Annotated in this window: 12 protein-coding genes; 9 read left to right on the forward strand and 3 right to left on the reverse strand. The window is 70.6% G+C overall.

Annotation, left to right across the window (positions count from 1 at the left end):
* The first annotated feature begins 4 nt into the window (after positions 1-4).
* Complete coding sequence (locus ML5_RS20980; RefSeq protein WP_013476050.1) at positions 5-1,975, forward strand: cation-translocating P-type ATPase; 1,971 nt, start codon at positions 5-7, stop codon at positions 1,973-1,975.
* Positions 1,972-2,586, forward strand: a complete 615-nt coding sequence (locus ML5_RS20985; RefSeq protein ID WP_013476051.1) for a cation transporter — start codon at positions 1,972-1,974, stop codon at positions 2,584-2,586. Before ML5_RS20980 ends, ML5_RS20985 begins: the two co-directional genes overlap by 4 nt.
* Positions 2,587-2,668: 82 nt before the next feature.
* Here the strand turns inward: ML5_RS20985 and ML5_RS20990 are convergent, their stop codons facing one another.
* Entirely contained in the window at positions 2,669-3,097 is a 429-nt protein-coding gene (locus tag ML5_RS20990; protein ID WP_013476052.1) for a hypothetical protein, read from the reverse strand.
* Between the two features lie 40 nt (positions 3,098-3,137).
* Positions 3,138-4,547: a mercury(II) reductase gene (gene merA, locus ML5_RS20995; protein ID WP_013476053.1), complete on the reverse strand. Its 1,410-nt coding sequence runs from the start codon at positions 4,545-4,547 to the stop codon at positions 3,138-3,140.
* Positions 4,548-4,645: 98 nt separating this feature from the next.
* Between merA and ML5_RS21000 the strand changes: the two genes are divergently transcribed.
* From ML5_RS21000 to ML5_RS21010, 3 genes are all read left to right on the forward strand, one after another.
* Positions 4,646-5,038, forward strand: coding sequence for a helix-turn-helix transcriptional regulator (locus tag ML5_RS21000; RefSeq protein WP_013476054.1), 393 nt, complete (start codon positions 4,646-4,648; stop codon positions 5,036-5,038).
* Positions 5,035-5,310, forward strand: a complete 276-nt coding sequence (locus ML5_RS21005) for a hypothetical protein (RefSeq protein WP_047891324.1) — start codon at positions 5,035-5,037, stop codon at positions 5,308-5,310. Before ML5_RS21000 ends, ML5_RS21005 begins: the two co-directional genes overlap by 4 nt.
* Positions 5,311-6,038: 728 nt before the next feature.
* The gene (locus ML5_RS21010; RefSeq protein WP_013476056.1) at positions 6,039-8,096 is read left to right on the forward strand and encodes a heavy metal translocating P-type ATPase; all 2,058 of its coding nucleotides are present in this window, start codon (positions 6,039-6,041) and stop codon (positions 8,094-8,096) included.
* Between the two features lie 132 nt (positions 8,097-8,228).
* On the opposite strand, the gene ML5_RS21015 is transcribed toward ML5_RS21010, so the two are convergent.
* The gene (locus tag ML5_RS21015) at positions 8,229-8,675 is read right to left on the reverse strand and encodes a DUF305 domain-containing protein (RefSeq protein ID WP_013476057.1); all 447 of its coding nucleotides are present in this window, start codon (positions 8,673-8,675) and stop codon (positions 8,229-8,231) included.
* A 171-nt stretch (positions 8,676-8,846) separates the two neighbouring features.
* Here ML5_RS21015 and ML5_RS21020 point away from each other — a divergent pair, with 171 nt between their 5' ends.
* From ML5_RS21020 to ML5_RS21040, 4 genes are all read left to right on the forward strand, one after another.
* Positions 8,847-10,043: a glycoside hydrolase family 3 N-terminal domain-containing protein gene (locus tag ML5_RS21020; protein WP_236619250.1), complete on the forward strand. Its 1,197-nt coding sequence runs from the start codon at positions 8,847-8,849 to the stop codon at positions 10,041-10,043.
* Positions 10,044-10,368: 325 nt separating this feature from the next.
* Complete coding sequence (locus ML5_RS21025; RefSeq protein ID WP_176739798.1) at positions 10,369-10,692, forward strand: NADH-quinone oxidoreductase subunit A; 324 nt, start codon at positions 10,369-10,371, stop codon at positions 10,690-10,692.
* Positions 10,683-12,281 (forward strand): hypothetical protein, encoded by a 1,599-nt coding sequence (locus tag ML5_RS33295; protein ID WP_013476060.1) that lies wholly within the window; start codon positions 10,683-10,685, stop codon positions 12,279-12,281. The genes ML5_RS21025 and ML5_RS33295 overlap by 10 nt, the downstream gene beginning before the upstream one ends.
* The gene (locus ML5_RS21040) at positions 12,274-13,206 is read left to right on the forward strand and encodes a complex I subunit 1 family protein (protein WP_013476061.1); all 933 of its coding nucleotides are present in this window, start codon (positions 12,274-12,276) and stop codon (positions 13,204-13,206) included. Before ML5_RS33295 ends, ML5_RS21040 begins: the two co-directional genes overlap by 8 nt.

The raw sequence follows: 13,206 nt of genomic DNA on the forward strand, positions 1-13,206 counted from the left end.
CCCGATGAGCGACGCGTGCGGCTGCGGCGACGACAAGCCCACCGGCGCAGGCGAAGCCGAGGAGCGGGAACCGGAACGGCTGTGGGACGTCTCCGAGATCCGCGCGGCCGCCGTAGCCGGGGTCCTGCTGCTGGCCGGCTACGGCGCCGGGTGGACCGGCGCGCCGCGGCCGGTGGAGATCGGCCTGCAGGCCCTGGCTCTCGCCGTCGGCGCGTGGACGTTCGTGCCGTCCACGCTGCGCCGCCTGGCCAAGGGCAAGATCGGCGTCGGCACGCTGATGACCATCGCCGCCGTCGGCGCCGTCATCCTCGGTGAGGTCGGCGAAGCCGCCATGCTGGCGTTCCTGTACTCCATCAGCGAAGGGCTGGAGGAGTACTCGCTGGCCCGCACCCGCCGCGGTCTGCGCGCCCTGCTCGCCCTCGTGCCCGCCCAGGCCACCGTCCGTCGCGACAGCATCGAACAGGCCATCTCCCCGGCCGAGCTGCGCGTCGGCGACCTGATGATCGTGCGGCCCGGCGAGCGCATCGCCACCGACGGCATCATCCGCACCGGCCGCAGCGCCCTCGACGTCTCCGCCATCACCGGCGAATCCGTACCGGTCGAAGCCACCACCGGCAGCGACGTGTACGCCGGGTCCATCAACGGCACCGGCGTGCTCGAGGTCGAGGTCACCACCACCGCCGAGGACAACTCCCTCGCCAAGATCGTGCGGATCGTCGAGGCCGAACAGGCCCGCAAGGGCGCCAGCCAGCGCCTCGCTGACCGCATCGCCAAACCCCTCGTTCCCGGGGTGATGATCGCCGCCGCGCTCATCGCGGTCGTCGGAAGCCTGCTCGGTGACCCCGCCACCTGGATCGAACGGGCCCTCGTCGTGCTCGTCGCCGCGTCGCCGTGCGCGCTGGCGATCTCCGTGCCGGTCACCGTGGTCGCCGCCGTCGGCGCGGCCAGCAAACTCGGCGTACTGGTCAAGGGCGGCGCCGCCCTCGAAGCGCTCGGCGCCGTGCGGGGTGTGGCGTTGGACAAGACCGGCACGCTGACCCGCAACCGGCCGACGGTCATCGACGTCGCCGCCACCGGTGCCGCCACCCGCGAGCAGGTCCTCGACCTGGCCGCCGCGTTGGAGGCCCGCAGCGAACATCCCCTCGCCCGGGCGATCCTCGCCGCCGTCGACACCCCCCGACCGGCCACCGACGTCGAAGCCATCACCGGCGCCGGCCTCACCGGCGTCGTCGACGGCCGGACCGTCCGGCTCGGCCGACCCGGCTGGCTAAACCCGGGAGAGCTCGCCGACACCATCACCGGCATGCAGCAGGCCGGCGCCACCGCCGTCCTCGTCGAGGACGGCGGCCGACTGATCGGCGCGATCGCCGTGCGCGACGAGCTTCGACCGGAAGCCGTCGAGGTGATTGACCGGCTACGCCGCAGCGGCTACCACGTCTCCATGCTCACCGGCGACAACCACGCCACCGCCACCGCCCTCGCGGAACAGGCCGGCATCACCGAGGTGCACGCCGACCTGCGCCCAGAAGACAAGGCCCGCATCGTGGCGCAACTCCGCGATCAGCGGCCCACGGCGATGGTCGGTGACGGTGTCAATGACGCGCCCGCCCTGGCCACCGCCGACCTCGGCGTCGCGATGGGCGCCATGGGCACCGACGTGGCCATCGAAACGGCCGATGTCGCGCTCATGGGCGAGGACCTGCGCCACCTGCCCCAGGCCCTCGACCACGCCCGCCGGGCACGGTCGATCATGCTGCAGAACGTCGGCCTGTCCCTCGCCGTCGTCGTCGGCCTGATGCCCTTGGCCCTGCTCGGGGTGCTCGGCTTGGCCGCCGTCGTCCTCGTGCACGAGATCGCCGAGGTGATCATCATCGCCAACGGTGTCCGCGCCGGCCGGGCTCGCGCCCTACAGCCGCTGACCACCACCACCGACGCCGACACCGCACCAGCCCCTGAGACGGTGAGCGTCGGATGACCGGCCGGGAGGAGGCGCTGCGCCGACGGGGGCAGCGCCTCGCCTGGCTCATCGTCGTCTGGGACATCATCGAAGGAGCCATCGCCGTCACCGCCGGCCTGGCCGCCGGCTCCATCGCACTCCTCGGCTTCGGCATCGACTCGGTCATCGAGGTCTTCGCCGCCGCCGTCGTCATCTGGCAGCTACGCGCCGGACCCCGCGCCCGACAACGACCGGCGCTGCAGCTGATCGCCGTCAGCTTCCTCGCCCTGGCCGGATACGTCACCTACAAGTCCGCCTCGGACCTGATCGGAGCCGAACGCCCCGACACGTCGTTAGTCGGCATCGGACTCAACGTCGTCGCCCTCGCCGTCATGATCCCCGTCGCGGTCGCCCAGCGCCGCACCGGCCGCGCACTGGACAACCCGGCCGTCACCGCCCAGTCCCAGGAAACCTGGGTCTCCAACTACCTGTCCGTCAGCCTGCTCGTCGGGCTCGGCCTCAACGCCACACTCGACTGGTGGTGGGCCGACCCGAGCGCCGCCCTGGTGGTCGCCGGCGTAGCCGCCAAGGCGGGCATCGACGCGTGGCGCGAAGCTCACGAGTACCCGCAGCAGGAGCAGAGGCGCTGACCGTCTGGGGGACGCTTGCGGCACCGGGGCTGCCAAGGCCCACCATCGGCGGTTGTCTGACATCGTCACGGCTATGCCTGGACTAGCCGCTGCTGGCGCAGTGGTCGCGGGCGTCGCAGTCCGTGCTGACCACCGGTGGGGTGATCGCTTCGTCGACGATCAGGCTCATCGCGGTGCCCAGTGTCAGCCCTGCGGTTACCGGCCGCATCGGCGTGGTGCGGCGCAGCAGGGCGTACAGGGGTGCCCACGAGACAGCGAGCCCGTAGTGGAACAGCAGTCCCGCCCAGTCCAGCTGCTTCTGGCTGAGGTCGAGGCCGAATAGCTTGGCGGTTTGGGCGGCTGCGATTCGGTACGGTGAACCCCCGGGACGGGCCGCGTCTTCGTGGGCGCGGGCCTGTGCGGGTTCGAGTTCGTAGAGTTTCTGCGACACCGGCTCCATGATCTTCGTGCCCAGGTAGCCGGCCAGAGCGCCGACGCCCAGGTCTTCGCCGGTGGCGGCTGTCCTATTCACCAGGCATCTCCTGTCGTTGGGACTGGTGGGCGCGGGTTAATCAGGAGGCGCAGCAGGACAGTTTCGACACGTCGCGGGTGTAGGTCTGGGCGGCGAGTTTGAGGCCTTCGGCCATGGTCAGGTATGGGCACCACAGGTCGGCCATCTGCTGCACGGTCATGTCGTTGGCGAGGGCGTACACGGCGGTGGCGATGACCTCTCCGGCGGCGTCGGCGACCACGTGGGCGCCGAGGAGTCGGCCGGTGTCGGCGTCGGCGACCAGCTTGATGAGGCCGCGGGTGTCGCGGTTGACGATCGCGCGTGGCACGTACTCCAGCGGCAGTACCCGGCAGTCGCAGCGGTGACCAGCGCTGATCGCCTGGGCCTCGGTCATCCCGGCCGACGCGATCGCCGGGGTGGTGAAGGTGACTTGCGGCAGGTGGTGGTAGTCGACGGTGCGACCCGCGTTGTCGAAGGCGTTGTCGGCCACGATCGACCCGTGTGCGCCGGCGACGTACACGAACTGGGGGTGGCCGGTGACGTCTCCGGCGGCCCAGATACGCGGGTTGGTGGTGCGCAGGTGCTCGTCGACCAGGATCTCGCCGTGCTGGCCGGTCTTGACTCCGACCGTCTCCAGGTTCAGGCCGTCGACAACTGGGCGGCGTCCGGTGGCGATCAGGATCTGCTCGGCGTGGATCTGTCGGCCGGGTTGTCCGTCGAGCACGGCGACGACGTGTCCGTTCTCGCGGCGTACCGACCGTACGGTCGCGGTGGTGTGGACGGCGATGCCGTCGTCGGCGAAGACCTGCTCGATGGCAGCGGACACCTCCGGTTCTTCCTTGGGCGCGAGTCGGTCGAGGGTCTCGACCACGGTGACCTGGGTGCCGAGTCGGGCGAACAGTTGCCCCTGTTCGAGGCCGATGTAGTTGCCGCCGACCACCAGCAGGGACTGCGGCAGGTGGTCGGATTCCATCGCCGTGGTGGAGGTTAGGTAGCCGACCTGGGCGAGGCCGTCGATGGGTGGTATCCACGGGGCCGAGCCGGTGGCGATCAGGTAGTTCTCCGCCTCGATGCGTTGACTGCCGCCGTCGGGCAGATCGACGCACAGCAGCGGGCCCTCGGTGAACCGGCCGTGGCCGGTGAGGATCTCCCAGCCGTACTCGGCGGCGAGGTCGACGTACTTGTCCGCCCGCATGTCTGCCACCAGTCGCCGCTTGCCGGCGATCAGCTCCTGGAAATCCACCTGCTCGGCGCTCGCGCGAATTCCCGGGAAGCGGGCCGCGTCCAGCGCGACGTGGCGGGCGTGCGCGGCGGCCAGCAACGCCTTGGACGGTACGCACCCGGTGTTCACACACGTGCCGCCCACGTCGCCGTGCTCCACCATCACCACGTGCTTGCCCTTACGCCGCGCGGCGATCGCCGCCGCGAAGGCACCGCCACCGGAGCCGACGATTGCCAGGTCGTACCGCATCACGCACCGTCCTCAAGCGGAAACCATCCGGGTACCGGATCCTCGGATGCCACGCTAGCATCTGCTTATCCGGATGATTCCAGGATTGGGGTGGTGAGGTGACCGAGCGTGCGACGCCGGCCTTGACAACGCCGGCCGTGGCGCTGCTGCCGGCCGAGGACGAGGGGGTGGGGATGGTGGCCAAGTTCTTCCGCGCCCTCGCCGATCCGACCAGGCTGCGGCTGCTGGAGTTCCTGCTGCACGAGCCGCACACGGTCGGCGAGTGCGTGACGCACGTCGGCCTGGCCCAGGGCCGGGTTTCCAGCCACCTGGCCTGTTTGGCCGACTGCGGCTACGTTGCGGCCCGCCGCGACGGGCGGCGCACCTTCTACCAGGTCACCGACCCTCGGGTGGCCGACCTGATCATGCTGGCCCGATCTCTGGCCACGGACAACGCCACAGCCCTGGCCGCCTGTATTCGCATCGCCCCGACGCGCAGGACGGAGGGGTGAGCGCCGTGCCTCCCACCGGCAGCACCCCGGCCCAGCACCCATCCACCGTCGGCGGCCCGGCCGCCATCGCTGGCGGGATCGGCGCGATGGTCGCCTGCTGCACCGTGCACCTACTCATCGTCGCCGGTGTCCTCGCCGGGCTCGGCGGCACCGCGATCGGCGGCATCGCCCTCGCCGTTGGGCTGGCCACGGCCGCCACCGTGTGGGTGATCGCGGTCCTGCTGCGCCGGCGCAAGACGACCACCGCAGCGGTGTGCTGCCCACCCCGGTGAATGCCTGGGCGTCGAGCAGGCCGCGCGACGTTGGGCCGGGTCTGAGGCAACGGATGAGGATCAACCGTTAGCGTTGTCTTCGGGCTGGCGGCCTGCACCCCCGCCGGCGCGCAATGCACCACCGCGGTTCGCGCCGGATGCACCCCGAGCAGCCTTGCCGCCTGCAGCAGGACCGCCGGGTCCGGCAGCCGCGCCGTAACCTCCTGGCCGTCTAGCACGAGGTCGGTCAGCTGGTCGATGCCGAATCCGTTGCCAGGCCGGCCGATGACTCCGGACGTCAGCCCCGACCGGCGCAGCGACCCGAGCAGGCTCTGCGCCTCCGCGACCATCACCGCAGTCGGCGGCCCCCAGGTGGCCGGTGGGTTGTGCTCCGACACCGCTGCCAGGTCGAACAGGACCGCGTCGAGACGTTCGAGGGGCAGGCGAAACCTGTCAGCACCGCAGCTGTCTCGCGCGTCGATGCCACTGTCGCCGCAAGTAGTCACCACCCGCCTCCACGAGCCTTCGGGTGAGGAGGCCCGCCCGGCAGGAGCCGCAGACCTTCCAGCGAGACCCTATCCGTGGCCAGGCCAGCCAGCGGCGGAATCGCTGAGATCCCACCGGCGCGCCGTCGCACCCGCGATGGTGAAGACCTGGGGCGTCGGCGCAGCGCCGCCCCAGCCGCTGATGTGCCGGGGCGGTGAGCGTGGCACCCGGCGGCCGCAGACAGGTTTCGGGAGGCGAGGCAGGTGCACCACGGCGGCGGGCAGCCCGGCCATGCCTGCGGCGGCGCCGGGACGCACCCGCAGCACGACAAGCACGCCGGCCACACCCCCGAGATGTTCCGCAGCCGGTTCTGGGTGTGTCTGGCGCTGACCATCCCGGTCGTCCTCACCAGCCGTCTAATCATGGACTGGCTGGGTTACTCGCTGGACTTCCCCGGTGTTTTGTGGGTTGGTCCGGTGCTCGGGTCGGTGGTGTTCTTCTACGGCGGTTGGCCGTTCCTCGTCGGCGCGGTCCGCGAGGTCCGCGACCGCGCCCCCGGCATGATGCTGCTGATCGGGATGGCCATCACCGTGGCGTACGTCGCCTCCGCGGCGACGAGTGTCGGCCTGTTCCGCCTGGACTTCTGGTGGGAGCTCGCCGCCCTGGTCACGATCATGCTGTTCGGCCACTGGCAGGAGATGAAAGCCATCGGCCAAGCCCGGGGGGCCCTGGCCGCGCTGGCCGCCCTGCTGCCCGATGAGGCCGAGCGGGTCGGCCCGGGCGGAGCCGTCGAGCGGGTGGCGGCGGCCGAGTTGCGGGTCGGCGACAGGGCGCTGGTCCGCCCCGGTGGACGCGTGCCCGCTGACGGGCACGTCGTCGAGGGCGGCGCCGAGCTGGACGAATCGATGATCACCGGCGAGTCGCGGCCGGTCCCACGTCGGGTGGGGGACCGGGTGGTCGCCGGCACCGTGGCCACCGACTCGGCGATCCGCGTCCAGGTCGACGCGGTGGGGGAGGACACCGCCCTGGCCGGCATCCAACGGCTGGTCGCGCAGGCGCAGGCAGCCGGTGGGCGGGCGCAGGCGCTGGCCGACCGGTTCGCCGCGTGGCTGTTCTACATCGCCACCGCCACCGCGCTGCTCAGCCTGATCGTCTGGTCCGCGCTCGGCCGGGTCGACCAGGCCGTCGTCCGTACCATCACCGTGCTGGTGATCTCCTGCCCACACGCCCTCGGCCTGGCGATCCCACTGGTCATCGCCCTGTCGACCAGCGTGGCGGCCAACTCCGGGATCCTGGTCAAGGACCGTCTCGCCCTGGAACGGATGCGCACCGTCGACGCGGTCCTGATCGACAAGACCGGCACCCTGACCAAAGGCCAGCACACCGTCACCGGCGTCGCCGCCGCCGACGGCACCAACGAGGACGAGGTGCTGCGCCTGGCCGCCGGAGTTGAGGCCGACAGCGAGCATCCCCTCGCCCGGGCCATCGTCGCCGCCGCCCAACGAGTCGGACCGGCAAGCGGCTCGGAGTTCCGGTCGCTGCCCGGCCGCGGGGTGCAGGCCACCGTGGCCGGGGCGGCATACGCGGTGGGCGGCCCGGCCCTGCTGCGGGAACTGCACGCCGACGTCCCTGCCGAACTGCGCCAGGCCGAGCAGGCGTGGTCGGCGCGCGGCGCCGCCGTGCTCTACCTGGCCCGCCTCGACGGCCCGCCCCAGCTGCTCGGCGCGCTGGCGCTCGAGGACGAGGTACGCCCGGAGGCCCGACAGGCCATCGCCGAGCTGCGCCAACTCGGAATTCGGAAGATCGCGATGATCACCGGTGACGCCCGCCCGGTCGCCGACGCGGTCGCCGCCGATCTCGGTTTCCGTCCCGGCGAGGACGAGGTCTTCGCCGAGGTGCTACCCGCCGACAAGGACGAGATCGTCGCCGGCCTGCAACAGCGCGGCCACCGGGTGGCGATGGTCGGCGACGGCGTCAACGACGCCCCCGCCCTCGCCCGCGCGGACGTCGGACTGGCCATCGGCGCCGGCACCGACGTGGCCATCGAATCCGTCGGCGTCGTCCTCGCCTCCTCCGACCCGCGTGGCATCTCCGCCACCGCCCGCCTGTCCAAGGCGTCCTACCGCAAAATGGTCCAGAACCTCGTCTGGGCCGCCGGCTACAACGTGGTGGCCATCCCCGTCGCCGCGGGCGTCTTCGCTTGGGCCGGTGTGGCACTCAGCCCGGCCGCCGCCGCCGTGCTCATGTCCGCCTCGACCATCGTCGTCGCCCTCAACGCCCAGACGCTGCGCTGGGTGCACCTCACACCACAGGACCACTGAAGACGCATGTCAGTCCTGTCAGTCGCTGGCGCTGGCAACGGTCGCCCCGCTGACCGTCACGGCGCGGTAGGGACGCGTCCGGGGGAGGTTGAGGGCCCAACCGGACCTCGGTCGTCCTCAGTGCCGACCCAGTCAGTAGCGGTCCTTGAGGATCTTCTTCATCTGTGTGATCTCTTCCTCCTGTGACTTCACGATCTGGTCGCAGAGCTCGATGATCTCGGGGTCGGTGATATCTGATTCCTGGCAGACCAGCACGGCCCGGGAGTGGTGCGGGATCATCGACTTCAAGAAGCCCTCGTTACCCACGAACGGCTCGGTGCGCACGGCAGCGAATCCGCCGATGAAGACAGCAGCGAACGCGATGTACAGCATGATGTTGAGACGCTTGTTGGTGAACATGCTGCTCATGACGCCCATCATGATCACGCCCATGATCGACACCATGATCAGTGACATGTAGAAGTTGCTCAGGTTGAGGTAGAAGTCGCCGAAGCGGCGGATCTGCGACAGGGTCAGGACGAACATGACGACCAGACTCACCGCCAGGACGACACCGAACCGAACATAGTTCTGCTTCATCGCTCCTCCGGAGTGGACAGCGTGGTGAGCATCGGGCAAGGGCCCTCAGTACCCGGGTAGACCAGATCCAACCGACGCAACTCTCACCACGCTTCGTCGAGGCGTCCCACCAGCGGATGACATCTTCTGGGTGAGGACGCATCGGGCGGGCATGGGTCCTAACGTGCGGGGGTGGACAGCGTTCACCTGCCCCGCCGGCTGCTGCTCGCCGGACTCGGCTCAGCTGCAGTGGCAGCCGTTGCCGGCTGCGAGTCGCACCGCGCCACATCCTCGACGCCCCGGCCAACGAGCAGCCCACGGCCGACCGGCGCATCGCGCGGAGCCGGGGCGGCGCTGCGGCGAAAGATCGCCAGCCTGCTCGTGGTCGGCTTTCGCGGCGCCCAAGCCCCGAACTGGATCATCAAGGCGGTGCGGGACGGTCTGGGCGGTGTGATCCTCTTCGACCAGGACCTGGAGAGCAAGTCGGTGCGTAACATCCGCTCGCCCGAGCAGGTTACGGGCCTGGTGAATACCCTGAAAAGCGCCTCGCCCGGCCGGCTCATCGTCTCCATCGACCAGGAAGGTGGCCGTACCGCCCGCCTCAACCCGAGCAACGGCTTCCCGGCGACCAGGTCGGAGGCCGAGATCGGCGCGGAGAACTCCACGTCGGCGACCGGCGACTGGGCGCGAGGACTGGTGGCGGGGCTGACGCGGATCGGGGTCAACCTGAACTACGCCCCGGTCGTCGACCTGAACTACGCCCCGGTCGTCGACCTGAACATCAACCCCGACAGCAGGGCTATCGGCAAGCTGGGTCGCAGCTTCTCGGCCGACCCGGACGTGGTCGTCAGCAACGCCACGGAGGAGATCCAGGCGCACCGGGCGGCTGGTGTGAAAACCTGCCTGAAGCATTTTCCCGGATCGGGTAGCGCCGCCGGAAACACCGATTTCGAGGTCGTCGACGTCAGCGACACCTGGCAGGTAAAGGAACTCGAACCGTTCCAACGGCTGATCCAGGCCGGCCTCGCCGACTCCGTCATGGCCGCCCACGTGCTGAACAAGCAGCTCGACCCGGCGTACCCGGCGTCGCTGTCAGCCGCGACCGTGACCGATCTGCTGCGCGGCCGGCTCGGCTGGCGCGGGCCGGTGGTCAGCGACGACATGCAGGCGGTCGCCATCACCGACCGGTACGGTGCCGCCGAGGCGGTCGCCCTGGCGTTGCAGGCCGGCCTCGACCTGCTCGTCTTCGCCAACCAGCAGGTACACAACGAGAGAGTCGTCGAGGAAACAGTCGACACGATCACCAATCTCGTCCGGGCCGGGCGCATCACCGAGGACCGCATCGACCAGTCCGTCGCGCGAGTGGATTCCCTCCGCCCGAAACGCTGACCGAGGTGCTCCGGGCACGCTCCAACCCGTGTGCGTGCTCGCGGCACAACATGCGTCGGCTACTACCTCATGATAGTAGAAGTGGGTGAGGAGACGGCTGGATCGGCAGACGCCGGACCCGACGATGGGCTTGTCACGTGCCGGGTGAGGGTCCGGTAAGGCAGGGCACCCTCTGATTTCGGCCCAAGATCTCGCACAGTGCCTGACGGCGAGCGGCGAAGGGAGACAGCACCGGCCGGCGGGGCCCCGGATGGCCGAGCGCTCGGTGAGCAGCTTGGGAGTCAGCAGCGCGGAGGGAAGCGGAATGTACGCAGGGGCAGCGAGCATGGCCTTGGTGGCCGCGCTCATTGTCGGCGGTCTGTACCTGGCCCACCGGGCTTTGGCGATCGCTGCCTCACCGCTGGGGAGCGTGCCCTTCCAGTCCGGGTGGCAGCCTGAGGAGCACGCGTTGTCGCGCTACCACGTTCGGTGGTACCTGGCCACGCTGCTCTTTCTCGCGTTCGACGTGGAGATGCTGTTCATGTACCCGTGGTCGGTGGTCGTCGCCCGGCTCGGGGCCACAGCGATCGTCGAGATGTTCGTCTTCCTCGGGGGAGTCTTCCTTGCGGTGCTGTGGGCCTGGCGGGAAGGCGCGCTGCGATGGGTCTGAGCGACGCGGTGAGTCGGCTCGCCGTCCGGCACGCGCACGTGCTTGTAGCAGAGGCGCCGGGGCACTGGGTGACCCGGGCCGCGGTCGAGCGCCACGTCCTGGCGCGCGGCTGGCGGCTGGCTTTGTCCCCGGCAGAGGCCGACATCCTGGCCGTCTGCGGCCCACCGCCCTCGCAGCTGGCGGAGCCGCTGCACCGGCTGTGGGAGCAGATGCCCGGCCCGCGGGCTCGCATCGATGTCGAATCCCCGCATGCCGTCCCGCCCGCCCTCGTCCTAGCGCAGGAAGATCTGCTCGACCTCAACCGGCAGCGGACCGACAGCCAGGACCGGTCATCCGGCCACACCGCGATCGGCCATGCCCACACCGGCGACCAGCTGCCCCACGAACGGCACGCGCCACAGGAGCACGCCGACCACACCCCGGAGCGCCGCCATGGCGGCGGACAGCAGGACGAGGCGGCCCATGAGCCGCACGCCGACCACGGCAACGGCGCCGACTCCGCGGGAAGCCAGGAACGTCCACACCGCGCAGCGCCGGCGCATGAGGGGCACGGCCACGTCGGCCACGAGGAACCGCCACGCGGCGGCGGTGAGCACGCCGACGACGACGGCGGCCAGGGGCATGGCGATCACGGCCACACCGAGCATGGCGACCACGACCAGAAGGCGGCCCGTGGGCAGGCGGGTCATGGTGGTGGTGCGGCGCACCCCGGGCACGAGGACCTGCCCTCTGAGGGCCACGGCGACATGAGCCATGCCGGGCACGCCGCCCACGCCGATTCTGAAGACGTCCATCACAAGGGGATGGGGCAGTCTTCCCACGGCGCAATGACGCACGAGGGCCACGGCGGAATGGAGCATGGCGGCATGGCCCACGGCGGCATGGAGCACGGGGGTATGGACATGGCCCCCGGCGGTATCCCGCTCGCCTCCGGCGGTGAGGACCGCGACGGCTTGGAGATGGACTTCCTGCACCTGCGACTTGGCCCGGTCCTGGCGTACTGGCCGGCGGGCCTCGTCCTGCGGTGCACCCTTCAGGGTGATGTCATCGTCGATGCGGAGACCAGCCTCGTCACCGCGACCGATCCCGCCGCCGAGCCGGAGCGCCGGTACGCGCCGGAGGACCTGCGCCGGTTCGCCGCCAGACGCTGCGACAACGCCGCCAGCCTCCTGGGCCTCGCCGGCTGGGGTGATGCCGCCTCCCGCGCTCGGCGTATCCGTGACGCCCTGCTGTTCACCGATGACCGTGACGGGCCAGCAGGGGAACTCGAACGGCTGCGCCGCGTGGTCGGCCGGTCGTGGTGGCTGCGGCGCTCACTGCACCGCATCGGGCCACTGGATGCGGACGACCTCGCCCGCCGGGGTCTGCCGGCCACCATGGCAGGCGACGTGCGTGACCGGCTGCTGGCCATGCTCAATCACGCGGCGAACAGTATCGGCGGCCAGCGGCCCGCTGGCTCGTCGCTCGGCGTACCCGTCGACGCGATCCCTGATCTCGTACGCGGGTGGGACCTCGCCACCGCCCGCCTCATCGTCGCCAGCCTCGACCTCGACCCCCTCGTCACGGACCGCGAGGTGAGTCATGCCTGACGTCACCGTGCTCCCCGCCGGCTGGGCGCTGGCCGCCGCAGCACTGCTCGGACTGTTGGCGGCCGCGGCCGCCGCCTTTGACGGGTTCCTGGCCTCATGGGCATCCGGCGCAAGCTCCTCAGGGCTGAGTCAGCCGTTCGGTGAGGTGGCCCGGCTGATGCGCCAGCGGCGGCGGACCACGGTAGCGGGGGACAGCCTGCTGTGGCGTATCGGCGGGGCGGGACTGCTGTTCATGGCGTTGATGATCATCACGGTGGTGCCGCTGGGGCGGTGGACGCTGTTCAACCTCGATGTGGGGGTGATCTGGTTCAACGCCATGGACGTTCTGGCGTGGGCGTTCGTGTGGCTGACCGGCTGGGGTGCCAACTCGGCCCACTCCCTGATCGGCGGTTACCGGTTCCTCGCCCACGGCCTGGCCTACGAACTGCCGCTGATGTTCGCGCTCGTGGCACCCGCAGTAGGTGCGTCGAGCCTGAACGTCGGGACGATCGCCGCCGCCCAGCAGGGCCTCTGGTTCGTCGTCTGGATGCCGGTGGCCTTCCTCGTCTTCTGCCTGGGCGTCCTCGCGATCGCCGTCTGGGGACCCTTCTCCCCGGCCCTCGGCGCCGACGTGGCCGGCGGTGTGACCGCCGAACTGTCCGGCGTCGACCGGCTGCTGTTTCAGGGTGGCCGGTACGCGCTGCTCGCCGCCGGGGCCGCGTTCGCGGTGCCGATGTTCCTCGGCGGCGGCGCCGGCCCGCTGCTGCCCGACTGGGCCTGGGTGCTGATCAAGACCCTTGCCCTGCTGGCCGCATTGGTGTGGCTGCGCCGCCGCCTGCCCGCGGTACGACCGGACGTGTTCATGGAGGTCGGGTGGATCGTGCTGCTGCCCGCGGTGCTGCTGCAGGACCTGGTCGTCGCGGTCGTCGCCGTAGGGAGGGGCTGA

This window comes from Micromonospora sp. L5, assembly GCF_000177655.2.
Taxonomy (GTDB): domain Bacteria; phylum Actinomycetota; class Actinomycetes; order Mycobacteriales; family Micromonosporaceae; genus Micromonospora; species Micromonospora aurantiaca.

What these genes read in the sequence shown, in the direction of transcription:
- ML5_RS20980 (WP_013476050.1), top strand. Translation starts at nt 5, where the DNA reads ATGAGCGACGCGTGCGGCTGCGGCGACGACAAGCCCACCGGCGCAGGC.
- ML5_RS20985 (WP_013476051.1), top strand. Translation starts at nt 1,972, where the DNA reads ATGACCGGCCGGGAGGAGGCGCTGCGCCGACGGGGGCAGCGCCTCGCC.
- merA (WP_013476053.1), bottom strand. Translation starts at nt 4,547, where the DNA reads ATGCGGTACGACCTGGCAATCGTCGGCTCCGGTGGCGGTGCCTTCGCG.
- ML5_RS21015 (WP_013476057.1), bottom strand. Translation starts at nt 8,675, where the DNA reads ATGAAGCAGAACTATGTTCGGTTCGGTGTCGTCCTGGCGGTGAGTCTG.
- ML5_RS21025 (WP_176739798.1), top strand. Translation starts at nt 10,369, where the DNA reads ATGGCCTTGGTGGCCGCGCTCATTGTCGGCGGTCTGTACCTGGCCCAC.
- ML5_RS33295 (WP_013476060.1), top strand. Translation starts at nt 10,683, where the DNA reads ATGGGTCTGAGCGACGCGGTGAGTCGGCTCGCCGTCCGGCACGCGCAC.
- ML5_RS21040 (WP_013476061.1), top strand. Translation starts at nt 12,274, where the DNA reads ATGCCTGACGTCACCGTGCTCCCCGCCGGCTGGGCGCTGGCCGCCGCA.